Origin of the sequence: Nocardioides immobilis (genome assembly GCF_003515065.1) — a bacterium.
Lineage (GTDB): Bacteria > Actinomycetota > Actinomycetes > Propionibacteriales > Nocardioidaceae > Nocardioides > Nocardioides immobilis.
The window spans coordinates 63,516-86,534 of sequence record NZ_QXGH01000019.1 but is presented as its reverse complement, the minus strand read 5'-3'; the positions used below and the strand labels follow the sequence as shown (position 1 = coordinate 86,534).

The 23,019-nt window shown below is 71.9% G+C and carries 20 protein-coding genes; 14 read left to right on the top strand and 6 right to left on the bottom strand.

Annotation, left to right across the window (positions count from 1 at the left end):
• The first annotated feature begins 20 nt into the window (after positions 1–20).
• Together D0Z08_RS15905 and D0Z08_RS15900 are read left to right on the top strand one after the other, a co-directional pair.
• A complete protein-coding gene (locus D0Z08_RS15905) occupies positions 21–1,490 on the top strand; it encodes an HsdM family class I SAM-dependent methyltransferase (RefSeq protein WP_118926232.1) in 1,470 nt (489 codons plus the stop codon).
• Positions 1,487–1,846 (top strand): VOC family protein, encoded by a 360-nt coding sequence (locus D0Z08_RS15900; protein WP_118926231.1) that lies wholly within the window; start codon positions 1,487–1,489, stop codon positions 1,844–1,846. The genes D0Z08_RS15905 and D0Z08_RS15900 overlap by 4 nt, the downstream gene beginning before the upstream one ends.
• A gap of 26 nt (positions 1,847–1,872) precedes the next feature.
• On the opposite strand, the gene D0Z08_RS15895 is transcribed toward D0Z08_RS15900, so the two are convergent.
• Positions 1,873–2,385: an ATP-dependent endonuclease gene (locus D0Z08_RS15895; protein WP_118926230.1), complete on the bottom strand. Its 513-nt coding sequence runs from the start codon at positions 2,383–2,385 to the stop codon at positions 1,873–1,875.
• Between the two features lie 54 nt (positions 2,386–2,439).
• Here D0Z08_RS15895 and D0Z08_RS15890 point away from each other — a divergent pair, with 54 nt between their 5' ends.
• The 5 genes from D0Z08_RS15890 (at position 2,440) to D0Z08_RS15870 (ending at position 6,506) form a co-directional block, all read left to right on the top strand.
• Positions 2,440–3,381, top strand: a complete 942-nt coding sequence (locus D0Z08_RS15890) for an ABC transporter ATP-binding protein (RefSeq protein ID WP_425454062.1) — start codon at positions 2,440–2,442, stop codon at positions 3,379–3,381.
• A complete protein-coding gene (locus D0Z08_RS15885) occupies positions 3,381–4,214 on the top strand; it encodes an ABC transporter permease (protein ID WP_118926229.1) in 834 nt (277 codons plus the stop codon). Before D0Z08_RS15890 ends, D0Z08_RS15885 begins: the two co-directional genes overlap by 1 nt.
• Positions 4,211–5,035: an ABC transporter permease gene (locus tag D0Z08_RS15880; protein ID WP_118926228.1), complete on the top strand. Its 825-nt coding sequence runs from the start codon at positions 4,211–4,213 to the stop codon at positions 5,033–5,035. The genes D0Z08_RS15885 and D0Z08_RS15880 overlap by 4 nt, the downstream gene beginning before the upstream one ends.
• Before the next feature lie 13 nt (positions 5,036–5,048).
• A complete protein-coding gene (locus D0Z08_RS15875) occupies positions 5,049–5,630 on the top strand; it encodes a DM13 domain-containing protein (protein WP_118926227.1) in 582 nt (193 codons plus the stop codon).
• Positions 5,631–5,699: 69 nt separating this feature from the next.
• Positions 5,700–6,506 (top strand): calcium-binding protein, encoded by an 807-nt coding sequence (locus D0Z08_RS15870; RefSeq protein WP_118926226.1) that lies wholly within the window; start codon positions 5,700–5,702, stop codon positions 6,504–6,506.
• A gap of 58 nt (positions 6,507–6,564) precedes the next feature.
• Here D0Z08_RS15870 and D0Z08_RS15865 read toward each other — a convergent pair whose 3' ends face one another.
• The 5 genes from D0Z08_RS15865 to D0Z08_RS15845 form a co-directional block, all read right to left on the bottom strand.
• Positions 6,565–8,145 (bottom strand): non-homologous end-joining DNA ligase LigD, encoded by a 1,581-nt coding sequence (locus tag D0Z08_RS15865; protein ID WP_118926225.1) that lies wholly within the window; start codon positions 8,143–8,145, stop codon positions 6,565–6,567.
• A gap of 52 nt (positions 8,146–8,197) precedes the next feature.
• Entirely contained in the window at positions 8,198–8,953 is a 756-nt protein-coding gene (locus D0Z08_RS15860) for an IclR family transcriptional regulator (RefSeq protein ID WP_118926224.1), read from the bottom strand.
• A gap of 4 nt (positions 8,954–8,957) precedes the next feature.
• Positions 8,958–9,770 carry a VOC family protein gene (locus D0Z08_RS15855; protein WP_118926223.1) on the bottom strand — a complete coding sequence of 271 codons (813 nt, stop codon included), beginning with the start codon at positions 9,768–9,770 and terminating at the stop codon, positions 8,958–8,960.
• A gap of 97 nt (positions 9,771–9,867) precedes the next feature.
• A complete protein-coding gene (locus tag D0Z08_RS15850) occupies positions 9,868–10,854 on the bottom strand; it encodes a TIGR03086 family metal-binding protein (protein ID WP_118926222.1) in 987 nt (328 codons plus the stop codon).
• Positions 10,851–11,153 carry an ArsR/SmtB family transcription factor gene (locus D0Z08_RS15845; protein ID WP_118926221.1) on the bottom strand — a complete coding sequence of 101 codons (303 nt, stop codon included), beginning with the start codon at positions 11,151–11,153 and terminating at the stop codon, positions 10,851–10,853. Before D0Z08_RS15845 ends, D0Z08_RS15850 begins: the two co-directional genes overlap by 4 nt.
• Positions 11,154–11,276: 123 nt before the next feature.
• Here D0Z08_RS15845 and hutH point away from each other — a divergent pair, with 123 nt between their 5' ends.
• The 7 genes from hutH (at position 11,277) to D0Z08_RS15810 (ending at position 23,013) form a co-directional block, all read left to right on the top strand.
• A complete protein-coding gene (hutH, locus tag D0Z08_RS15840) occupies positions 11,277–12,821 on the top strand; it encodes a histidine ammonia-lyase (RefSeq protein ID WP_118926220.1) in 1,545 nt (514 codons plus the stop codon).
• The gene (gene hutU / locus D0Z08_RS15835) at positions 12,818–14,497 is read left to right on the top strand and encodes a urocanate hydratase (RefSeq protein ID WP_118926219.1); all 1,680 of its coding nucleotides are present in this window, start codon (positions 12,818–12,820) and stop codon (positions 14,495–14,497) included. Before hutH ends, hutU begins: the two co-directional genes overlap by 4 nt.
• Entirely contained in the window at positions 14,494–15,663 is a 1,170-nt protein-coding gene (locus D0Z08_RS15830) for an allantoate amidohydrolase (protein ID WP_118926218.1), read from the top strand. The genes hutU and D0Z08_RS15830 overlap by 4 nt, the downstream gene beginning before the upstream one ends.
• A gap of 20 nt (positions 15,664–15,683) precedes the next feature.
• The gene (locus tag D0Z08_RS15825; protein ID WP_118926302.1) at positions 15,684–16,799 is read left to right on the top strand and encodes a formimidoylglutamate deiminase; all 1,116 of its coding nucleotides are present in this window, start codon (positions 15,684–15,686) and stop codon (positions 16,797–16,799) included.
• Entirely contained in the window at positions 16,796–17,953 is a 1,158-nt protein-coding gene (gene hutI, locus D0Z08_RS15820; RefSeq protein WP_118926217.1) for an imidazolonepropionase, read from the top strand. The genes D0Z08_RS15825 and hutI overlap by 4 nt, the downstream gene beginning before the upstream one ends.
• Positions 17,954–18,107: 154 nt before the next feature.
• Positions 18,108–21,482: a cytochrome b5 domain-containing protein gene (locus tag D0Z08_RS15815; protein WP_118926216.1), complete on the top strand. Its 3,375-nt coding sequence runs from the start codon at positions 18,108–18,110 to the stop codon at positions 21,480–21,482.
• Entirely contained in the window at positions 21,454–23,013 is a 1,560-nt protein-coding gene (locus D0Z08_RS15810) for an AMP-binding protein (protein ID WP_118926215.1), read from the top strand. The genes D0Z08_RS15815 and D0Z08_RS15810 overlap by 29 nt, the downstream gene beginning before the upstream one ends.
• The last annotated feature ends 6 nt before the right edge of the window (positions 23,014–23,019 follow it).

Sequence of the window (23,019 nt, the reverse complement as noted above, 5' to 3'; positions counted from 1 at the left end):
ACCGGGGATAGCCTGCGCGGATGGAGGAGCGGGAGCGGGTCGAGGCGCTCGCGACCGCCTACGAGGACCGGCTGGTCGGGGAGCTGTCCGACGAGCGCCGGAGCCGCGGAGCGTTCTACACCCCGCCCGAGCTCGTCGACTGGATCCTCGACCGTGCGCTCGTGCCGGGTACGTCGACGGTGCTCGACCCGGCGTGCGGCACCGGGCACTTCCTCGTCGCGGCGGCACGACGGGTCGGCGTCCGTGCGGTGCACGGCTCGGACCTCGATCCCGAAGCGGTCCGGATCGCCCGGCTGCGGCTGCAGGCCGAGGACCCGAGCGTGCCCGCCGAGGAGATCCAGGCCCGGGTGCGGGTGGCCGACGGACTGACCGCCTGGGATGGCGTGGGCTTCGACGCGGTCGTCGGCAACCCGCCGTTCCTCGGCCAGCTCAAGCGCCGGACCGCCGGCCAGCGTGGCGGGCTCGGCGCCTACACCGACACCAGCGCCGCGTTCCTCCATCGGTCGCTCGGCCTGGCCGCGCCCGGAGGCACGGTCGCCCTGGTCCAGCCGCTCTCGGTCCTCGGCGCCCGCGACGCCGGGCCGGTGCGGGCAGCGGCGGCCGCGGCGGGGGCGGTGACGGACCTCTGGGTGTCCGCCCGGCCGGTCTTCCGCGGGACCTCGGTGCTGGCGTGCGTGCCCGTGGTGCGGATCGGGTCGGACGGCGGCCCCGGCCCGGACGACTGGGGGAGGCTGGCTGCGCCGTACTTCGGGATCCCGGCCTTCGCCCTCCCCGCCGGCACCGGCGTGCTCGGCGACCTCGCGTCCTGCACGGCCGACTTCCGCGACCAGTACTACGGCCTGGTCCCGCACGTCCGCGACGGCGGCGCCGGCTCGCCGCTGATCACCAGCGGCCTGATCGAGCCCGGCCGCAGCGAGTGGGGACGGCGGCCGACCCGCTTCGCGAAGCAGCAGTACGACGCACCTGTGGTGGATGTCGACGGGCTGGCGGCGGCCGACGCGCGGCTCGGTGCGTGGGCGGAGTCCCGGCTGGTCCCGAAGGTGCTCGTCGCCGGCCAGGGGCGGGTGATCGAGGCGGTCGTCGACGAGCGCGGTGAGTGGTTGCCGTCGGTACCGGTCGTCACCGTGGTCCCGCACGATCCCGCCGACCTGTGGCGGGTCCTCGCCGTACTGCTCGCGCCACCGGTAGTGGCGGACGCCGCCGCACGCTACCTCGGCACCGGGCTCACGCCGGGCTCGGTCAAGGTGAGCGCCCGGCAGCTGGCCGGGCTGCCGCTGCCGGCGGACCAGGAGGCCTGGGCGGCAGGCGCGGAGCTCGCCCGGCGGGCCCAGCACGCGAGCGACGCCGACCGCCCGGCCCTGCTGTCCGCAGTCGGCGAGGCGATGACGGCGGCGTACGGCGCCGGTCCGGCCTCGCTCGACTGGTGGCGCGCGCGGATCGGACGCCGCGCCGATGAGTCTCCGCGCCGTAGCGGGTCGACCTCACCATGAGCGACTTCCTCGAGGACGGTGTCGAGCTGTTCGCAACCAGCTGTGTGCGCGACTACGCGGTCGCCTATCCGTGGTGGGAGCGGTTCATGGGTTGTCCGCCGACGTTCAAGGCGCACGAGACCGAAGCGGTCTGGGAGGTCGCGCCGGCCCGGTGGCTGGTCGTGGAGGAACGGCCCGACCGCGCCGGTCACGGGTCCGTCACGGTCTTCGTCGACGACCTCGACGAGCGGGTCGCCGCGATCAACGGCCGCGGGATCGAGCCCGCGGTGCGGGAGACGTACGACAACGGCGTGCGGAAGGTGATCTATCGCGATCCCGATGGGAACGAGGTCGGGTTCGGGGGGAACCCGGTGTAGTCGCGCAGCGCCCGCGGTTGCCGTCGTCAGCCGACCTCCGCAAGAACTCCTGCCAGCGGGGCCGGCACCTGACCGGGATCGAGCGCGGCCGCCAGGAGCGCGGCGTACTTCTCCTTCCGACCGCTGGTCGTCCCCCAGAAGCGCCGTAGCACCGCGGCCTCCGGCCGTCCGCGGTGGTAGGGCTGGTTCAGCAGGATGTGCCAGGCGTCGAGGTCACCCGCAGTCGCGACGACCTCGAGCACCCGCGGGATGCCGAGCGCGCGGACCAGCTCGTCCTCGAGGTCGGCGTCACAGACGAACCGCGCGACCTCGCCGTCGTACCGGGCCAGCGTGCGGTCGACGTACGACGACGCCCCGGCGTCGTGGAGCACGACGACCGAGCGGCCGTCGGCGAGGTCGGCGAGGTGCCGCCGCAGGTTGGTGATGCCGCCCATGCTGACCACCTCGACGCCGGTCAGGTCATGGCCCAGCCCGCCGGCGAGCGTCACCAGTGCGGTGCGGTCGCTGGCGCCCTCGACGAGAACGAGAGGTCCGGGCATTTGTCCGACGATATTCGAGGGCCGCAGTCGCCGTCCGTACCTAGGATCAGCCGGGTGACCGACTCGATGATCACCGCCCGCGGGCTGCGGAAGAAGTTTCGCCAGAATTCGGGTGAGAGCTTCGAGGCGGTCAAGGGCATCGATCTCGACGTGCGCAAGGGGGAGGCGTTCGGCCTCCTCGGACCCAACGGCGCCGGCAAGTCGTCGACGATGCGGATGGTCGCGTCGGTGTCCCCGATCAGCGGCGGCGAGCTGCGGATCCTCGGCATGGACCCGGCCGTGGACGGCCCGGCGATCCGCGGCCGGCTCGGGGTGTGCCCGCAGGAGGACAACCTCGACCAGGAGCTGAACGTCTTCGACAACCTCTACATCTACGGCCGCTACTTCGGGCTGCCGAAGCAGGTCGTCCGCGAGCGGGTCGTCGAGCTGTTGGAGTTCGCGAAGCTCACCGAGAAGGCGAAGTCGAAGGTCGAGGAGCTCTCCGGCGGCATGAAGCGGCGGCTCACGATCGCCCGCTCGTTGATCAACCGCCCCGACCTGCTGCTCCTCGACGAGCCGACGACCGGCCTCGACCCGCAGGCCCGCCACGTCCTGTGGGACCAGCTGTTCCGGCTCAAGCACGCCGGGGTCACCCTGGTGCTGAGCACGCACTACATGGACGAGGCCGAGCAGCTGTGCGACCGGCTGGTCGTCATGGACAAGGGCGTGATCGTCGCCGAGGGCGCGCCGCTCGACCTGATCCGGACCCACTCGACCCGCGAGGTGGCCGAGCTCCGGTTCGGCGCCGGCGAGCACGCCGACCACGCCGAGGTGATCGGCGACCTCGGCGAGCGGGTCGAGGTGCTGCCCGACCGGCTGCTCGTCTACACCCACGACGGCGAAGAGGTGTTGGCCAAGACGCACGAGCGCGGCCTGCAGCCGCTGGCCACGCTCGTACGACGCTCCACGCTGGAGGACGTCTTCCTCCGCCTCACCGGTCGAACGCTGGTCGACTGATGGGGGCGATCTCGACAGGCCCGATCAGCGAGGCGGTGGCGCCGCGCGACCTCCCGTTCAAGGAGGGCGTGCTGCGGCAGGTCGACTACTGGGCGACGCTGTGGGCCCGCACCTGGCGCGGGGTCGTGGTCTCCTCGTTCCTCTCCCCGTTCCTCTACGTGCTGGCGATGGGCGTCCTGCTCGGCGGCTTCGTCGCGGCCGACCCCGACCAGCTGGAGGGGGCGCCGTCGTACCTCGCCTTCGTCGTGCCCGGCCTGATCGCGTCGCACGCGATGCAGACCGCGGTGTCCGAGACCACCTGGCCGGTCATGGGCATGATCAAGTGGCAGCGGATCTACGAGTCGATGCTCGCCACGCCGCTGCAGCCGCGCCACGTCGTGGGCGCGCACCTGGCCTCGGTCGCGCTGCACCTGACGGCGACGTGCGCGCTGTTCACGGCGGTGATGGCGCCGTTCGGCGTCTACGAGTCGTGGTGGGGGCCGTTCCTGGCCTTCGCGTCGCAGGTGCTCTGCGGCATGACCTTCGCGACGCTGGTCTACGCCTTCGCCACCCGCAGCAGGTCGGAGGAGAGCTTCGGCGTCCTGTTCCGGCTCGGTGTCTTCCCGCTGTTCTTGTTCTCGGGCGCGTTCTTCCCCGTCAGCAACCTCGGCGACGTCGGCTCGTGGCTGGCGCGGCTGACGCCGTTGTGGCAGGGCGTCAACCTGTCCCGGATGTTCGCCCTCGACCACGTCACCTGGTGGGTCGCCGGCGTCAACGTCGCGGTCCTCGTGGTGCTGATGCTGCTCGGGTGGCGATGGTCGGTGTCCGGCCTGACGAAGCGGATGATCACATGACCGCGCCGCCGACCACACCGCTGCTCGCCTCCGACACGACCCAGGTCCAACCGCTCGGCCCGGGAGCTGCGACCAGGATTCTGGTGCTGCGCAACTACGTCGTCTACCGCGACGCGTGGAAGCTCTTCATCACCGGCTTCCTCGAGCCGGTCTTCTACCTGCTCTCGATCGGCATCGGCGTCGGTGCGCTGGTCGAGGGCTTCGAGGTCGGTGGCAACGAGGTCTCCTACGCGACCTTCGTCGCCCCCGGGATGCTCGCCGCGTCCGCGTTCAACGGCGCGCTGCTCGACTCGACGTTCAACGTCTTCTTCAAGCTGAAGTACGTCAAGCTCTACGACCAGATGCTCGCTACGCCGCTGACGACGGGCGACATCGCCCGCGGCGAGATCGCGTGGGGGCAGCTCCGCGGGTCGTCGTACGCCGTGATGTTCCTGCTCGTCATGCTGGCCATGGGGCTGATCGAGTCGTGGTGGGCGGTGCTGGCGCTGCCCGCGGTGCTGCTCATCGGCTTCGCGTTCAGCGCGGTCTGCATGGCGGCGACGACCTGGATGCGCAACTTCCAGGACTTCGACAAGATCACGCTGGTCCAGCTGCCCCTGTTCTTGTTCTCCGCGACGTTCTTCCCGGTCGACACCTACTCCGGGCCGGTGCGGTGGGTCGTCGAGTGCACACCGCTCTACCGCGGCGTGGTGCTGTGCCGCGAGCTCACCACCGGCGCGGTTTCCGTCGCCTCGCTGGTTTCAGTCGTCTACCTTCTGGTCATGGGGGTGGTGGGTCTCCTGGTCGTACGCCGGAGGCTCGACAGGCTGCTGCTGACCTGAGGAGAGATGGCTGATGAGCCGCAAGAAGACGATCTGGCTTGCTGTCGGTGGCGTGGTCCTCGTGGCGGTGGTGGTCGGACTCCTGCTGTTCCAGCCCTGGTTGCTCTTCGTCGACGACAAGGTCGACGAGGCGGACGAGGCCGGCGAGGTGGTCGGCACGGCGTCCGACGGCCTGTCCCAGACCTCGTTCCCGGAGGGACAGCCGACCGATGACGAGACGGCCGACGGGCCGCGCCGGGTCGAGCTGGCCGCGGCGGACTTCATCGACGCCGAGCACGGCACCTCCGGCCGGGCGGTGATCTACCTGCGCGACGACGGCAGCCGCTATCTGCGCCTCGAGGGCTTCGAGACCTCCAACGGCCCCGACGTCCACGTGTGGATCACCGACCAGAAGAGCGGCGGTGACTGCGAGGGCTGCAGCGACTCGTGGGGCATCTACGACGACGGCGACTACGTCAAGCTCGGCTCCCTCAAGGGCAACATCGGCGACCAGAACTACGAGATCCCCGCTGATGCCAACCTCGCGGACATGAAGTCCGTCGTCATCTGGTGCGATCGGTTCAACGTCGCGTTCGGCACCGCCGCGATCGCTTGACGGTCCGCCAGGGCCCCCTCTTCTTGCCGAACCTCCTGCGCCGACGAAGGATCAGCGAGTTAATGGACCATGCGTGACCACGTCTCACTCCTCCTCGCCGCGTCCACGTGCGTGGCGCTCGCGTATCTGTCCCCGTCGAGTGCCGCGCCTGCCCTGGCCGGGGAGCCAGCCGGGCCAGCAGGGACGTGTCAGCGTCAGTTCCTCGGTGGCCCGGGCGACGACCAGATCTTCGGCGACCGTCGCGACAACATCATCTGCGGGCTGCGCGGGGATGATGAGCTGTTCGGCAGCCAGGGCGACGACGTCCTCCGCGGCGGCCGTGGCAGTGACCAGCTCGTCGGCGGCTTCGGCTACGACTACCTCGACGGCGGGGACGGCGGGGACCGGATCTACGGTGACGACGGCGCCGACACGGGCAGTGCCGACCACGCCATCGGCGGGCTCGGTGACGACTTCCTGTCCGGTGCGGGTGGGGCCGACCGTCTCGAGGGCGGATCCGGCACCGACTACATCGACGGGGGAGCAGGAAACGACCTCATCACGGGGAACGCCACGTCCGACCGCCTTCTTGGCCGCCCGGGTGCTGACACGCTCCGCAGCGGTGCTGGGGACGACCGGGCGAACGGGAACGCCGGACGGGACGTCGTCAACGGCGGGGACGGGGACGACAGATCCTACGGCGGGCCCGGCGACGACACGATCCACGGCGGTGCCGGCGACGACATCGTCGACGGTGGCCCTGGTGCCGACGTCATCTTCGTCTCCGACGGCGTTGAGGCCAACGATTCGGTGAGGTGCGGCGATGGGGATGACGTGGTCCACATCGACGCCGGTGACGTCGTCGAAAGCGACTGCGAGACAGTTCACCAGGGGTGAGGTTGAGCGTGCGGTCGAGGTCGGTCGCGATCGACCGGCTCGATCGTAGGCAGGCTCCTCATCTGATCTCGGGCAGGTCCTGCTCGACGCCGAGCAGGGCACGGAACGGGTCGCCGCGCTCCTCGATCCGGTCGAGGACCGTGCGGACGTTCCAGCGGTCGGGCCGCAGGTCCGGGTCGTCGAGCTCGGCCCAGCCGATCGGCACGGAGACGGGAGCCCCGGCGGCGGGCCGCGTGGAGTACGGCGCCACCAGCGTCTTGTTGATCGCGTTCTGGGTGTAGTCCAGGCGGGCCAGCCCGCCGCGGTCCTTCTTCTCCCACTTCCAGGAGACGAGGTCGGGCAGCACCTTGCCGACGGTCTTCGACAGCTTCTCGGTCCAGGCCCGGCTCTCGTCGAAGGTGTAGCCGGGCCGGACGGGGACCCAGATCTGGATGCCCCGCTTGCCGGTCACCTTGGCCCGTGCGGCCACGCCGAGGTGGTCGAGCGCGGTCCGGTGCAAGCGGGCCAGCTCGAGCAGCTCCTCCCACGTGGTCCGCTCGCCGGGGTCGAGATCGACCATTGCGTACGTCGGCTCGTGCATCGCCTCGGTCCGTGACGTCCACGGGTGCCACTCCAGTGCGCCGAAGTTCGCGGCCCAGAGGAGCGCAGCGGGCTCGTCGACCACGAGATAGGTGGTCGTCTCGCCGGGGTCCGCCTCCGGGTTCTCCCACCGCGGCAGCCAGTCGGGCGCGTGCTTCGGCAGCTCCTTGTGCCAGAACCCCTTGGTGTCCGCGCCGTCCGGGTAGCGGTGCAGGTTGATCGCCCGGCCCTCCAGGTAGGGCATCGAGAGCGGCGCGATCCGGGCGACGTACGCGAGCAGCTCGCGCTTCGTCACGGGTGGATCGCCGGGGAAGAGCACCTTGTCCAGGTTCGTCACCTTGAGGCGGCGGTCGAACACCTCCCAGGTGCCCTCCTTGCCGAGCTCCTCGAGGGCCGCGACCGCGTCGTCGGAGACCTGGTCGGGGAGCATCGACACCTCGGCCTCGTCGGCGGGGGCGTCCGAGCGCCACATCCGGTCCGGGTCCTCCTTGACCTCGGCGTTGGTGCGCCCGGTCAGCACCGAGCGCGGGTGCTGCTCCGGATCCCAGCCCGCCACGGCGTACCGGTCCTTCTTGTGCAGCAGCAGCCACTGCTCCTTGTCGCCGGACTCGTCGCTGTCCCTGTGGTCGCGGCGCACCAGCACGAGTCGACCGCGCAGCTTCTCGCCGTGCACCTCGGCGTGCAGCTCGCCCTGCTCCAGCGCGGCCGCCGGGTCGTCGGTCTTCGCAGGCTCCCAGGTCCCGGTGTCCCACACGATGACGTCGCCGCCGCCGTACTGTCCGCCGGGGATGACGCCCTCGAAGTGGAGGTACTCGATCGGGTGGTCCTCGACGTGCACCGCCATCCGCTTGACGGCTGGGTCGAGGGTCGGCCCCTTGGGCACCGCCCAGCTCACCAGCACCCCGTCGATCTCGAAGCGCAGGTCGTAGTGCAGCCGGCTTGCCCGATGGCGCTGGACGACGAACCGTCGGTCGCCGTTCCCGCCGCCCGAGTCCGCGCCGGCCGGCTCCGGCGTACGACCGAAGTTCCGCTTGCGGCGGTACGTCGCGAGGTCGCCCATGTCCGCACAGTGCCCCTTCGAGCCGACCGCAACCCGGTGCCGGCTCCTCGTCCTAGGTCCGGTGCCCGCCGAGCCGACGGCCCAGCTGCTCGGCAGTGCGCACGACCGCCGCGGCGAGTACGGCGACGTCGGCCCCGTCGGCCGGGAAGGTGGTCGCCACGCCCGCGACCGGGTGGCCGTTGTGGTCGAGCACCGGCGCCGCGACGCTGGCCAGCCCTGGCGTGACTTCGCCGTCCTCGCGGGCGTGGCCGCGGCGCCGGGTGTCGGTGAGGACCGAGCGGAGCGCGGTGAGGGACTGCGGGCCGACCCCCGTGCGATCGACGAAAGCCGAGCGGTCGGGGTAGAGCGCGCGGACCTGGGCGGCCGGCAGCTGCGCGAGGATCGCGCGGCCGCTCGCGGTCAGGTGCGCCGGCAGTCGTACGCCGACGTCGGTGACCAGGGACGGCCGGCCGGGCGCCCGCTCCTCGAGCACGTAGAGCACGTCGCGCCCGTGCAGCACCGCGAGGTGCGCGGACTGGCCGACCTGGTCCACCAGCGTCGCGAGCGGCCGCCGGGCGATCCGCTGCAGCGGCTCCTGACGGGCGTAGCCGGAGCCGACCTCGAACGCGGCCACGCCCACGCCGTACCGCCGTTCCTCGGGGAGGTGCACGACGAAGCCCTCCTCGACCATGGCGGTGAGGAGGTGGTAGGCCGACGAGCGCGGGATCCCGAGCGCGGCCGTCACCCGCTCCAGGGGAACGGGCTCCGGCTGCGCGGCCAGGAACCGCAGCACCCTCAGGGCGCGAGTGGCGGAGGGGACTTGACCCATGGGGTCAGTTTGGCGTGGGCATCTCTCCCTGTGCCTCGGAGGGGCTGATGACGCCGAAGGTCTCGCCCTGGGCGCCGGCCACCACGGCCATGCGGCCGAAGGGAGAATCGCCCAGCTCCATCACGACCGATCCTCCGAGCTCCTGGACCTTCGCCACCGCCCCGTCGCATGAGTCGACGGCGAACCAGGTCAGCCAGACCGAGGGCACGCCTTCGGGCAGCATCGCCGCCGGGCCCATGCCGCCGACGCCGAAGTCGTCGGAGGACCGCTTGAAGATGAAGTAGGTGAGCTCGGGACTCGACATGTCGTCGAAGGTGTAGCCGAAGACGTCGGCGTAGAACGCCTTGGCCTTCTCGAGGTCGTGGGAGTGCAGCTCGTTCCACGACAGGGAGCCGGGCTCGTTGTAGACGCCGGCGCCGATGTGGTCGAACGCCTGCCAGACTCCGAAGGTGGAGCCGTCAGGGGCGGTGCCGAAGAACATCCGGCCGTGCTTCCCCTGCTCCGTCTCGACGTCGAACGGGTCCATGTGCAGCGACCCGCCGGCGGCCTTGATCGCCTCGGCGGTGGCGTCTGCATCGTCGGTCGCGATGTAGGTCGACCAGTTGGCCGGCATCTCCGGTGCCGGCTTGGGGCCGATGCCGGCGACCGGCCGGTCGTTCAGGGTCGCGATCGCGTAGCCCTGGGCGTCGTCGGTCGGCGCGTCCACCTTCCAGCCGAACAGCTCGGAGTAGAAGGCCGCGGCGGCGGCGGTGTCGTCGGCCGACATGTCGACCCAGTTGGGGGTGCCGGTGGGCCAGGCTTCGTCACGGGTGGGCATCGTTGCTCTCCTTTTGTACGTCGGGATCCGGGTGGCGGTCATCCTGCCCCTTGCCGCCGACAGTGCGAACGACCTGGCGGTGTGGCCTTGGGCATCTTCATCGCCCGGCCTCCGCCGCCATCAGCCGGGTCCGGCCGGCGAACGCGGCGAAGGAGTCGAGGGGAGTCGCGTCGGCGGGCGCCGGCACCTCCTCGGCGAACGAGCGCCCGCGCGCCATTGGCAGGATCGGCTCGGCCAGGCCGCGGACGTAGGCCACGACCTCGTCCGAGATCGCCGCAGTGAGGCCGAGACCCTCGGCGAGGTCCCAGCCGTGCAGCAGGATCTCCGTCGGGAGCAGGGTGGCGGCCACAGCGCCGGGCATCTCGCCGACAGGACCCTGCACGGGGGCGTCCAGGTCGGCTACGCGCCACGCGGCGATCGCCTGCGCCGCGGCGGTGGAGACGCGGTGCTCCGCCGTACCGGCGACCTCCTCGACGCTCCCTCCGGCCATCCCGCCGAGACCCACGAGTGAACGAACCAGGTGGTCGACCAGCGCGCCGACGGGCAGCTCCGGGCAGGGAGTCGCGCGGTCGGCGTCGGCATCGGTGATGGCGCGCAGGGCTGGCTGGATCGCGGCCAGCGCCGCCTCGGCAGCGACCGTGGGGGACAGGTTCTCCGGAGCCCACGCCCACGGGTCCTGGCCGGCGTCGCCGGTCGCGGCGGCCTGCTCGAGCCGCTCGAGGAAGTGCGCCCAGCCCTCGGCGTGGCTGGCCTCCTCCTCGGCGGTGAGGCCTTCGTGAGCCAGGGTGACGCGGGACCCGTCGCCGTCCGGCTCGACAGTGACGATCACGGTCGAGCCGTCGACCGCCGGTGTCGCCGCGCCCTCCCAGCCCCAGCCGAGGACGACCCGGCGGCCGGGCTCGATCTCTCGGATGGTGCCGCCGGCGTGGTGACCGGGGCTGACGGTCCAGCGGTACTCGCCGCCGGCGCGGAGGTCGACGGTGGCGGCGACGGTCATCCACCGGCGCAGCCGCTCGGGCTCGGTCACGAGAGCGAACGCCTCGTCCGGAGTCACCGGGAGGGTGACGGTCTTCGTGTAGGTCATCGGTTGCTCCTCAGCGTGTCGGCGTCGACGACGAGCCGGTCCAGCTCGTCGGTCCAGAACCGGTCGATCTCGGCCTGTAGCGCGCGCAGGCCTTCGGGGACGACGCGGTAGATCCGTTGGCGGCCGACCTTCTCGGCCGCCACGAGGCCGGCCTCGGCCAGCAGGAGAAGGTGCTGGCTGATCGCCGACCGCGTCACCGGGAACGCGGAGGCGATCTCGGTGACGGTCTTCGGCTGCGACGCGAGCAGCTGCAGGATTCGGCGCCGGTTCGGCTCCGCGGCTGCACTGAACGCGTCCATGCGAATACGTTAGTCATCACTAACGCATTGGGCAAGCCCTGCAGGTTGTGACGTCTCGGATACGAGACGTCGGCACGCCGGAGACGCTGGTGACGGGCGCCCGGCAGGAGTTGGATGGGACGCATGGAGCAGGAGCATGTCGAGGTCGGTGTCGGCCCGGTCTCGTTCGACGAGGTGGTCGCGGTCGTACGGGGCGGCGCGGGAGTGCGGCTCGCCCCCGACGCGCTGACGGCGATCGACCGGGCGCGCGGGATCGTGGAGGAGCTGGCGGCGTCGCCGACACCGACGTACGGCGTCTCGACCGGCTTCGGCGCGCTCGCGACGCGGCACATCGCACCCGAGCTGCGGACCCAGCTGCAGCGCTCGCTCGTCCGGTCCCACGCGGCCGGCTCGGGCCCCGAGGTCGAGCGCGAGGTGGTGCGGGGGCTGATGCTGCTCCGGCTGTCGACGCTCGCGACCGGCCACACCGGCGTCCGCCGCGAGACCGCCGAGCTGCTCGCCGGTCTGCTGACGCACGGGATCACTCCGGTCGTCCACGAGTACGGCTCGCTGGGCTGCTCCGGCGACCTGGCTCCGCTGGCGCACTGCGCGCTCGCCCTGATGGGCGAGGGCCAGGTCCGCGACGCCGACGGCAACCTGGTCCCCGTCGCCGATGCCCTCGCAGCAGCCGGGCTGAAGCCCGTCGAGCTCGCCGAGAAGGAGGGTCTCGCCCTCATCAACGGCACCGACGGGATGCTCGGCATGCTGGTGCTGGCGATCACCGACCTGCGCCGGCTGCTCCGCACCGTCGACATCGCCGCGGCCATGTCGGTCGAGGCCCAGCTCGGCACGGACAGGGTCTTCGCGCCCGAGCTCCAGGCGCTGCGCCCCCACCCCGGCCAGGCCGACGCCGCCGCCAACCTGGTCGCCCTCCTCGCCGACTCCGGCGTGGTCGCCTCGCACCGCGGGCCCGACTGCAACCGGGTGCAGGACGCCTACTCGCTGCGCTGCTCACCGCAGGTCCACGGCGCGGCGCGCGACACCGTCGAGTACGCCGCCACCGTCGCCGGCCGCGAGCTCGCCAGCGCGATCGACAACCCGGTCGTGGTGGACGGCCGGCTCGAGAGCAACGGCAACTTCCACGGGGCGCCCGTCGCCTACGTGCTCGACTTCCTCGCCATCGCGGCGGCCGACGTCGCATCGATCAGCGAGCGGCGCACCGACCGGTTCCTCGACAAGGCCCGCAACCACGGGCTGCCGCCGTTCCTGGCCGACGACCCCGGCGTCGACAGCGGGCACATGATCGCCCAGTACACCCAGGCCGCGATCGTCTCGGAGATGAAGCGCCTCGCCAACCCGGCGAGCGTCGACTCGATCCCCTCGAGCGCGATGCAGGAGGACCACGTCTCCATGGGCTGGTCCGCCGCCCGCAAGCTCCGCCGCTCGGTCGACGGCCTGACCCGGGTGGTCGCGATCGAGGTCCTCACCGCTGCCCGGGCACTCGACCTGCGTGCGCCGTTGGAGCCCGCGCCGGCCACGAGCGCCGTCGTACGACTCCTGCGGGACGCCGGGATCGCCGGACCTGGCCCCGACCGCCACCTCTCACCCGAGATCGAGCAGGCGTTCCAGCTCGTCCACTCCGGCGCCGTCCTCGACGCCGCCCAGTCCGTGATCGGAGACCTTCGATGACCATTTCGACAAGCTCGACGAACGAGAGGCTGCCGATCCACGCCCCGACCGGCACCGAGCTGACCGCGAAGTCCTGGCAGACCGAGGCTCCGCTGCGGATGCTGATGAACAACCTCGACCCCGAGGTCGCGGAGCGCCCCGACGACCTCGTCGTCTACGGGGGCACGGGCAAGGCGGCGCGCAGCTGGGAGGCGTACGACGCGATCCTCCGCACCCTGCGCGACCTCGAGTCCGACGAGACCCTCCTCGTGCAGAGCGGCAAGCCGGTCGGCGTGATGCGCACCCACGAGTGGGCACCGCGCGTGCTGATCGCGAACTCCAACCTGGTGGGGGACTGGGCCAACTGGGAGGAGTTCCGCCGGCTCGAGGACCTCGGCCTCACGATGTACGGCCAGATGACCGCCGGCTCCTGGATCTACATCGGCACCCAGGGGATCCTGCAGGGCACCTTCGAGACGTTCGCCGCAGTCGCGGACCAGTCGTTCGAGGGGACGCTGGCCGGCACGATCACGCTGACCGCCGGGCTCGGCGGCATGGGGGGCGCCCAGCCGCTCGCCGTCACCATGAACGACGGCGTCGTGATCTGCATCGAGTGCGACCAGTCGCGGATCACCCGCCGGATCGAGCACCGCTACCTCGACGTCCAGGCCGACTCCCTCGACCGCGCCCTCGAGCTGGCGGTCGCGGCGCGGGACGCCCGCCGGCCGCTGTCGATCGGCGTGCTCGGCAACGCTGCCGAGATGGTGCCCGCGCTGCTCGAGCAGGGTGCCCCGATCGACATCGTCACCGACCAGACCTCGGCGCACGACCCGCTGTTCTACCTCCCGGTGGGCGTGCCGTTCGAGGAGTGGCAGGCGCAGCGTGAGACCGACCCGGCGGGGTTCACCAAGGCCGCGCAGTCGTCGATGGCCGCCCACGTGCGAGCGATGGTCGAGTTCCAGGACCGGGGCGCCGAGGTCTTCGACTACGGCAACTCGATCCGCGACGAGGCGCGCAAGGGCGGCTACGACCGGGCGTTCGAGTTCCCCGGCTTCGTTCCGGCGTACATCCGGCCGCTGTTCTGCGAGGGCAAGGGCCCGTTCCGGTGGGCTGCGCTGTCCGGTGACCCGGCCGACATCGCGGCCACCGACCGCGCGATCCTCGAGCTGTTTCCCGAGAACGAGCGGCTCCGGAAGTGGATCATCATGGCCCAGGAGCGGGTGCACTACCAGGGCCTGCCCGCGCGGATCTGCTGGCTGGGCTACGGCGAGCGCCACCTCGCCGGACTCAAGTTCAACGAGATGGTCGCCTCCGGCGAGCTCAAGGCGCCGGTCGTGATCGGCCGCGACCACCTCGACTGCGGCTCGGTCGCCTCGCCGTACCGCGAGACCGAGTCGATGCTCGACGGCTCCGACGCCATCGCCGACTGGCCGCTGCTCAACGCGCTGGTCAACACCGCGTCCGGCGCCACCTGGGTGTCGATCCACCACGGCGGTGGGGTCGGCATGGGACGCTCGATCCATGCCGGGCAGGTGTGCGTCGCCGACGGCACCGACCTCGCGGCGCAGAAGATCGAGCGGGTGCTCACCAACGACCCGGGCATGGGCGTGATCCGGCACGTCGACGCCGGCTACGACCGCGCGGACGAGGTCGCGGCCCAGCGCGGAGTCACCGTCCCGATGAAGGACGGTCGATGACCTTCGAGTCCCTGTGGCACGACCTCGCGCCGATCGGCCGCTCGGCGACATCGGGCGGCTACTTCCGCCAGCCATGGGCGAGTGCGGAGCTCGAGCTGCGGGCGTGGTTCCGGGAAGAGGCTGCTGCGCGTGACCTCGCCGTGGAGGAAGACCCGTTCGGCAACCTGGTCGCGTGGTGGGGCGACCCCTCGGCCGGCGACGCCGTGCTGACCGGCTCCCACCTCGACAGCGTCCTCGACGGCGGTGCGTACGACGGGCCGCTCGGTGTCGTCTCCGCGCTGGCCGCGGTCGACCTGATGCGTGAGCGCGGCGTACAGCCGCAGCGCCCGCTCGGCGTCGGTGTGTTCGTCGAGGAGGAGGGCTCGCGGTTCGGGTTGGCATGCCTGGGCTCGCGGCTGGCCACCGGAGGCACGCGCTGGGACGACGTGCGCGGCCTGGCCGACCGCGACGGCGTTCGGCTCGGCGACGTCGTCACCGGCGGCGCACCCACGCCGTGGCTGGACCAGGTGGGCCTGTTCGTGGAGCTGCACGTCGAGCAGGGCCGGGCCCTCGTCGACCTGGAGGTGCCCGTCGGCGTGGCCAGCGGGATCTGGCCGCACGGCCGTTGGCGGTACGACGTGACCGGGCGCGCCGACCACGCCGGGACCACCCGGATGGAGGACCGGGCCGACCCGATGCTGACCTATGCGATGACCGCGCTGGCCGCCAACAAGGAGGCGCGGATGTCGGGACAGCGGGCGACGTTCGGCCGGATCGAGGTGGCCCCCAACGGCACCAACGCGGTGCCGTCCCGGGTCACCGCCTGGCTCGACGCGCGCGCCGAGTCCGACGCCGCGCTCGGCGAGCTGGTGGCGGCCGTCGAGAAGCAGGCCGCCGAGCAGGCCGCCAGCGACGGCACCCGGCTCGAGGTCACCGCAGAGTCGGTCACCGGCGCGGTCGGGTTCGACGCCGGCCTGGCCGCTGCGATCGGCGAGGGACTGCCCGTGCTGCCGACCCAGGCCGGCCACGACGCCGGCATCCTGCAGGCTGCTGGGATCCCGTCCGCGATGCTCTTCGTCCGCAACCCGACCGGTGTCTCGCACTCGCCGGAAGAGCTCGCGGAGACCGCCGACTGCCTGGCCGGCGTCGAAGCGCTCGCGGGCGCGCTGGAGGGCCTGCTCCGGTGACCTCCCTGACCGTCCCGGCCATGGCGAACGCGCACTCCCACGCGTTCCACCGGGCGCTGCGCGGCCGTACCCAGCAGGGCACCGGCAGCTTCTGGACCTGGCGCGAGCAGATGTACGACCTCGCCGCACGACTCACCCCCGACCTCTACTTCGACCTCGCGCGCGCCGCGTACGCCGAGATGCTGGCCGGCGGGATCGGCGCCGTGGGGGAGTTCCACTACCTGCACCACCAGCCCGACGGCACGCCGTACGACGATCCCAACGAGATGGGGCGCGCCCTGCTGGCCGCGGCGGACGACGTGGGGATCCGGATCCGGCTCCTCGACACCTGCTACCTGACGGCGGGGATCGGGCATCCGGCCGAGGGCGTGCAGCGCCGGTTCAGCGACGGCACCGCCGAGGCGTGGGCCGAGCGGGTCGCGGCGTTCGACGACGACCGCGTCGGCGCGGCGATCCACAGCGTGCGGGCGGTCCCTGCCGATCAGATGAGCACGGTCGCGGCATGGGCGACGGACCGGCCGTTGCACGTCCATCTCTCCGAGCAGCCCGCCGAGAACGACGCCTGCGTCGCGGCGTACGGCGTCACCCCGACCACCCTGCTCGCGGAAGCGGGGGTGCTCGGCCCCCGCACGACACTGGTCCACGCGACCCACCTGACCGACGCCGACGTCCGCACCATCGGCGACGCCGGCTGCTTCGTCTGCCTCTGCCCGACGACCGAGCGCGACCTGGCTGACGGACTCGGCCGGGGCGGAGACCTGCGGGCCGCCGGCGCCCGAGTCGCGCTGGGGTCCGACAGCCACGCGGTGGTCGACCTGTTCGAGGAGATGCGCGGGGTCGAGATGCACGACCGCCTGCGGAGCGGCGTCCGCGGCCACTGGTCCGCGCGGGCGCTGCTCGACTGCGCCACCGGGCACGGCCACGCGTCCCTCGGGCTCGACCCGGCCGGGACGGTCACCCTCGACCCGGCCAGCCCGCGGACCGCCGGCACCGGCGGCGGCGTCGAGTCGGCGGTCTTCGCCGCCACCACCGCCGACGTCACCGAGGTCGTCATCGACGGCCGGGTGGTGTTCGACGGTGACCACGCGCGCGTGGGCCGCGACCTCGAGGCCGCGATCGAGAAGGTGTGGCAATGAGCGTCCTCATCACCAACATCGGCGAGCTGGTCACCAACGACCCCGACGCGGACGACCTGCTCGGCCTTCGCGCCGATGCCGCGCTCGTCCTCGACGACGGCGTGGTGGCCTGGGTCGGGCCCGCTACCGGCGTGCCGGCCGCCGACGAGATGGTCGACGCGGGCGGCGGCGCCGTGCTGCCCGGCTTCGTCGACAGCCACAGCCACCTGGTGTTCGCGGGGGACCGGGCGCAGGAGTTCCGCGCCCGGATGGCGGGGGAGCGGTACGCCGCCGGCGGCATCCGCACCACTGTCGCCGCCACCCGCGCCGCCTCCGACGACGCCCTCGCCGCCAACGTCGAGCGGCTCGTGGCGGAGATGCGGAGCCAGGGCACGACCACGGTGGAGATCAAGTCCGGCTACGGCCTCACGGTCGCCGACGAGGCGCGGTCGCTGGCAGTGGCCGGCCGGTTCACCGACGAGACGACGTTCCTCGGGGCGCACGTCGTGCCGCCGGAGCACGACGGCGACCCCGCCGGCTACGTCGACCTGGTCACCGGTCCGATGCTCGCCGCTTCCGCGCCCCACGCGCGGTGGATCGACGCGTTCTGCGAGACCGGCGCGTTCGACGCCGACCAGGCACGGGCGGTGCTGGCCGCCGGCGCAGCCGTCGGTCTTCGCGGCCGGCTGCACGCCAACCAGCTCGGCCCGGGGCCGGGCGTCGCACTCGCCGCCGAGCTCGGGCTGACCGCGGTCGACCACTGCACCTACCTGACCGATGCGGACGTTGCCGCCCTCCGCGACAGCGGCACCGTGGCGACGCTGCTGCCCGGCGTGGAGTTCTCGACCCGGCAGCCCTATCCCGATGCGCGCCGGCTGGTCGACGCGGGGGTCCGGGTCGCGCTCGCCAGCGACTGCAACCCCGGCTCGTCCTACACCAGCTCGATCCCGCTCTGCATCGCGCTGGCGGTGCGGGAGATGGGCCTGACGCCGGCCGAGGCCGTGCACGCGGCAACGGCCGGCGGCGCGGCCGCGCTCGGGCGCGCGGACGTGGGCGCGCTGGTGCCCGGGAGGCGGGCGGACGTCGTACTCCTCGACGCGCCGAGCCACGTCCACCTGGCCTACCGCCCGGGCGTGCCGTTGGTGCGCCAGATCTGGCTGCGCGGCGAGAGCTGAACCTCTGCCGCACCCGGCTGTTGCGTTGTAGTCTCGGCCTGCTGCCGCTACTCCCTTAGATCAGGTCAGACCAGCCGGCTCGGCGGTATGTCTGGCGAGGAGAACCTGCCATGGCCGTGTCCGACTGCGCCGTGTACGCCGTGGACGGTGCCGGGTGAGCCTCGTCCCGAGCCGACAGGTGCTGCGGGAGATCGAGGGCGAGGCGAAGGAGCACCTCGGCGCCGTCTCCTCCGCGTCCGGCTTCCTGTCGGTCCGGGCGCCGCGCTCGCAGCTGCCCCCCAGCCACCGAGCCTGGGACGAGGCAGCGGACCAGCTTCCAGAGATGTGGCGGGACCTGACCGCACGCCCGGTGCTGGCGGACCTCCCGCTGCTGTCCGCCGAGCCGGAGGACCTGCCCGACGCCGACCTCTGGCGGGCATCGGTCGTGCTCGCCTCGCTCGCCTACTCCTACGTCCGGTGCGATCTCGACGACCTGCACGCGCACGCTCCTCTCCAGGTCCCGGAATGCATCGCCGCACCGTGGCGGCGCGTGTCCGAGCGCATGGGCAGATCGGCTCCGCACGTCGCCTACGACGACCTCATCACCCACAACTACCGGCTGATCGACCCTGACGCCGAGGACCCCGTCCGGCTCGAGAACCTGCGCCTCCTCGTGCCGCTGCTCGGCAACGACACCGAGCGCGCCTTCCTCGGTGTCAACATCGAGATCCAGGCGAAGCTCGCTCCGGTGGTGGAGGCCACGGTCCGGGCGCAGGAGGCCGTCGCCGAGCGCGACCCGGACGCGCTGGTGGAGCACCTGATCACGATCCTCGACTCCGTACGGCGAGCCACGGACGTCGCGTTCCCGAAGATCGACCCGAACCCCCACGCCGGCATCTACGCGGACCCGGCGATCTGGGCGAAGCTGACCGCCCCCACCGGGATCCCGATCGTCGACGGCGTCCCGGGCGTCAGCGGAGCCGGGTCGACGGGCTTCCAGCTGGTCGACACCTTCCTCGGCCGGACCCGGTTCGACTCGCCGCTGGGAGCCGAGGCCCGCAAGGCGCGATCGTGGTTCGCCCCGAACTGCCGTCGCTTCCTCGACGCGATCGAGGAGACCTCGGTCCGCCGGTTCGTCGACGAGTCCGGTGACCACGAGCTGGCGGGCCTGTTCCAGTCGGTCCTCGAGGCGTATGCGGGGGACCGTGGCTACCTCGGCGTGCATCGACGGAAGGTCTACGGATTCATCGAGGTCGCGTTCAAGGTGGGCCGGCCGTCGACCGCGAGCGGGATCACCGGCACCTTCGTCGACCGCACCTGGCACGAGACCGACAGCCACCTCGGAGAGGCGCGCGCCGAGCGCTACCTGGAGTTCTTCAGCCATGCGCAGGTCGCCCGCCTGGCCGGTCGCACACCCGCCGCGGGCGAGCGGATCCAGACCATCGAGCTCGACGTCACCGGCACCGGTGTGGTGTTCCGGCCCGGCGACCGGTGCGCGGTCCTTCCCGAGCAGACCGACGAGCTGGTGCAGAGCACCCTCGCCTCGCTCCGGGCGACGGCGGACCGGCAGGTGCCGCTCACCAGCAGGTGGCGGGCCGCGCTGCATCGACGGTTCGGGTCGGAGACGCCGGCCACCCTGCCGCTGGTCGACGTCCTCAGGTACGCGCAGCTGCGGCCCCTCGGCCGCCACGTGGCCAAGCACCTGCAGCGCCTGTCCGGATCGAGCGCGCTGGCCGAGATGCTCGAGGCGCGGGAGGAGGACCAGTTCGAGTTCCGCGACGCCGTCGAGCTGGCGGCAGCCAGCGGGTACGACGTCACCCGGCTGTGGCGGGCCGAGCTCTGGCAGGACGAGGCGATCGCCAGGTTCGTCCCGCCGGCCGCCGCCCGCATGTACAGCGTGTCGACGCCGCCGGACCGCGAGCCGTTCGCGAGCGAGCTGCGGCTCACGGTCGGCAGCCTGGAGTTCGCGTCGCCCGGCCCCGACGGCCATGACCAGCCCCGCCGTGGCGCGGGGTCCACCTTCCTGGTGCGGTCAGCCGCGCCGGGAGCGCTGGTGACGATCCAGGTGGTGCGGCCGCTGCGGTTCGCCCTGCCGGACGATCCCGCCCGGCCGATTGTGATGTTCGCGGGCGGCACCGGCATCGCCCCGTTCTGGGGCTTCGTCAAGGCGCGCGCGGCCGATCCGCGTTCGGGCCCGACGTGGTTGTTCTGCGCCGCGCGGACGCGGGCGGAGCTGCCCTACTTCGCGGAGCTGGACGCGTTCGCGAAGGACGGTGCCCTCGAGCTCCGGACCGCCTTCTCGCGCGAGGAGGTCGACGGCACGCCGCCTCGCCGGGTCGACGCGGCCCTGCGCGAGCCGGAGACCGCCGCAGCACTGCGAGGCTTCCTGAACGGCGATCCTGGATCCGCCGGCGCGGCGCTGTTCTACGTGTGCGGACAGGCAGCCTTCGCCGCGACCGTCCTGGACGCCCTGCGCGAGGTGGCGGCCGAGGACGGGGGTGACGGCCGCCCGGCCGTACGGCGGCTGGTCGGCGAGGGTCGCCTGATGACCGACCTGTTCACGACCTTCACGCCCCGTTCCGCGCCGGGCGTGGCCGGGAGCGGTGTCTACGAGGCATCGGACCTGGTGCTCCACAACGACGCCGAGCACGGCTGGTGGATGGCGATCAACGGCGCGATCTACGACATGACCGAGTTCCGGCAGCTGCACCCGGGCGGCTTCCGGATCATCGACGACAACGCAGGCCTCGATGCGACCTCCGAGTACGAAGCCGTCCTGCACCACGAGGATCCCGAGATCGAGGCCACGCTCGCGATGTACAAGGCCGGCTTCCTGCGCCGCCTCGACTTCCGACGCGCGTGGGGCATCGCGCTGGTCGCCGGCAAGATCCGCTACATCCCGCTGGTGGATGCCTACAAGGCCTGGATCCGTCACCTCTACCTGGTCGTCGAGCAGCAGAACGGGATCCGCAACGACGCCGGTGTCCTCGACTACGCCCTGACCAGTGTGGAGCGTCCCGAGGAGCTGACGCCGCTCAAGCTCATGCTGGCCGCCGATCTGCAGGGTCGGATGCTGTCGCGCTACCTGCCCGGGTTGGTGGGCGACGGCCTGCGCGAGCTGTGGGCGCTGGCCTGCGGGCTCTTCGACCCCGACGCCGACGCCACGGAGCTGCCGCGCCGGCTCGCCGACCTCGCCCGGGGCGAGCCGGGCACCCGGGCGGAGGCCGCGACACAGCGGCTGTGCGACGCCGTACGGACGCGCTCGATCGACGCCGCCGCAGCCGGAGCCGTGCTCCGCGACCTGCACGCCGCCAACGACGCGCTCCACAACGGGATCAAGCTCCTGCTGCGCGACGGCCTGATGGTGTTCGAGAAGCACGAGTCGCAGACCATCGAGCACGGAGCCGAGCCCGTCCTCGCCTGCCTCCGCGCAGTCCCGGACGTCGTGGCCGCCTTCTACGAACAGGTTGCCGACGCGATCGACGGCTACCTGCCGCCAACGGACCGAGAAGGGCTTGAACATGGCCGAGATACTGCTGCCCTACGTTGAGCGTGACCCGGACGGACGGGCGCTCGCCGACGAGGCGGGTGAGACGACCTGGGCCCAGCTCCAGGACCGGACCAACCGCGTCATCGACGTGCTGCGTCGGGCCGGGCTCGAGCAGGGTGATCGGGTCGCCGTGCACTCAGGCAACCGGCGCGAGGTCTACGAGATCGCCATGGCGTGCCTGCACGCGGGGTACTACGTGCTGCAGACGAACTGGAACTACACCACCGACGAGCTCGCCTTCGTCCTCGACGACTCCGACGCCAAGGTCCTGATCGCCGATGACCGGTACGTCGACATCGCCACCGCCGCGCGCGAGCGTTGCGACGACATCGGGCTGTTCCTCGTCCTCGGCACCGGGACGGACGACGGAGGTCCGAGCTCGTACGAGGACGCGCTTGCGGAGGCGACCGCAACCGAGCCCGGCGGCCAGGTCTGTGGCGCGGCGATGTTCTACACCTCCGGCACCACCGGTAAGCCGAAGGGCGTGCTGTCGGCGACGTTCACCCCCGGCAGCCCGGTCCATGAGCTCATCGAGACGGCCCAGGGGGTGCGTCAGGGACTGAGCATCCCGGAGGACGGGCGGGTCATGCTGGTCGGTCCCGTCTACCACTCGGGCCAATGGTCGATGACGGTCTATCCGCTGCTGTGCGGCGTCACCGTGTGCATGATCCGGCAACCCGACGCCGAGCAGATCCTCGACGTCATCGACCGGGAGGCCATCACGAACCTGGTCCTCAACCCCGTGGACTTCGTGCGGCTGCTCAAGCTGCCCGAGGAACGCCGGGCCCGGTTCGACGGCAGCAGCCTGGTCCAGGCGGTCCACGGCGGCGCGCCGTGCGCGCCGGACGTCAAGCGGCGGATGATCGAGTGGTGGGGTCCGGTCGTCACCGAGTACTACGGCGCCTCCGAGGGGGGCCTGTTCGCCCTCTCCACGTCCGACGAGTTCGTGCGCAAGCCCGGCTCGGTGGGGCGGGTGCTTCCCTTCATCGAGCTCCAGATCATCACCGAGGACAACCAGGTCGCCGGTCCGCGTGAGGAGGGCCTGATCTACGTGCGGCATCGCAGTGGAGCCGACTTCACCTACCACAAGCAGCCCGAGAAGACCGCTGATGCCCACCGGGAGCCCGGTCAGTTCACGCTCGGTGACGTCGGCTACCTGGACGAGGAGGGGTATCTCTACCTCTCGGACCGCAAGAGCGAGGTGATCAACTCGGGGAGCGTGAAGATCTACCCCGCCGAGATCGAAGGCGTCCTCGCCGCCCACCCAGCCGTGGACGACGTCGCGGTGATCGGTGTCCCCAACGAGGAGCTGGGCGAGGAGATCAAGGCGGCCGTCAAGCTCGGATCGGGCCACGAGAAGTCGGCCGAGCTCGCGGACGAGCTCATCTCCTACGTCGCGGACCGGCTGCCGGACTACAAGGTGCCGCGTTCCGTGGACTTCCTCGACGAGCTCCCGCGGACCGACGCGGGCAAGCTCGCCAAGGCGAGCCTCCGGGAGCGCTACTGGGCGGCGACCGGTCGGAAGATCTGACCGACC

Coding starts and splice junctions, on each gene's coding strand:
- D0Z08_RS15830 (WP_118926218.1), top strand. CDS start 14,494: ATGACCTTCGAGTCCCTGTGGCACGACCTCGCGCCGATCGGCCGCTCG.
- D0Z08_RS15895 (WP_118926230.1), bottom strand. CDS start 2,385: ATGCCCGGACCTCTCGTTCTCGTCGAGGGCGCCAGCGACCGCACCGCA.
- D0Z08_RS15905 (WP_118926232.1), top strand. CDS start 21: ATGGAGGAGCGGGAGCGGGTCGAGGCGCTCGCGACCGCCTACGAGGAC.
- hutU (WP_118926219.1), top strand. CDS start 12,818: ATGACCATTTCGACAAGCTCGACGAACGAGAGGCTGCCGATCCACGCC.
- D0Z08_RS15855 (WP_118926223.1), bottom strand. CDS start 9,770: ATGCCCACCCGTGACGAAGCCTGGCCCACCGGCACCCCCAACTGGGTC.
- D0Z08_RS15900 (WP_118926231.1), top strand. CDS start 1,487: ATGAGCGACTTCCTCGAGGACGGTGTCGAGCTGTTCGCAACCAGCTGT.
- D0Z08_RS15825 (WP_118926302.1), top strand. CDS start 15,684: ATGGCGAACGCGCACTCCCACGCGTTCCACCGGGCGCTGCGCGGCCGT.
- D0Z08_RS15885 (WP_118926229.1), top strand. CDS start 3,381: ATGGGGGCGATCTCGACAGGCCCGATCAGCGAGGCGGTGGCGCCGCGC.
- D0Z08_RS15870 (WP_118926226.1), top strand. CDS start 5,700: ATGCGTGACCACGTCTCACTCCTCCTCGCCGCGTCCACGTGCGTGGCG.
- hutI (WP_118926217.1), top strand. CDS start 16,796: ATGAGCGTCCTCATCACCAACATCGGCGAGCTGGTCACCAACGACCCC.
- hutH (WP_118926220.1), top strand. CDS start 11,277: ATGGAGCAGGAGCATGTCGAGGTCGGTGTCGGCCCGGTCTCGTTCGAC.
- D0Z08_RS15875 (WP_118926227.1), top strand. CDS start 5,049: ATGAGCCGCAAGAAGACGATCTGGCTTGCTGTCGGTGGCGTGGTCCTC.
- D0Z08_RS15880 (WP_118926228.1), top strand. CDS start 4,211: ATGACCGCGCCGCCGACCACACCGCTGCTCGCCTCCGACACGACCCAG.
- D0Z08_RS15845 (WP_118926221.1), bottom strand. CDS start 11,153: ATGGACGCGTTCAGTGCAGCCGCGGAGCCGAACCGGCGCCGAATCCTG.
- D0Z08_RS15860 (WP_118926224.1), bottom strand. CDS start 8,953: ATGGGTCAAGTCCCCTCCGCCACTCGCGCCCTGAGGGTGCTGCGGTTC.
- D0Z08_RS15850 (WP_118926222.1), bottom strand. CDS start 10,854: ATGACCTACACGAAGACCGTCACCCTCCCGGTGACTCCGGACGAGGCG.
- D0Z08_RS15865 (WP_118926225.1), bottom strand. CDS start 8,145: ATGGGCGACCTCGCGACGTACCGCCGCAAGCGGAACTTCGGTCGTACG.
- D0Z08_RS15810 (WP_118926215.1), top strand. CDS start 21,454: ATGGCCGAGATACTGCTGCCCTACGTTGAGCGTGACCCGGACGGACGG.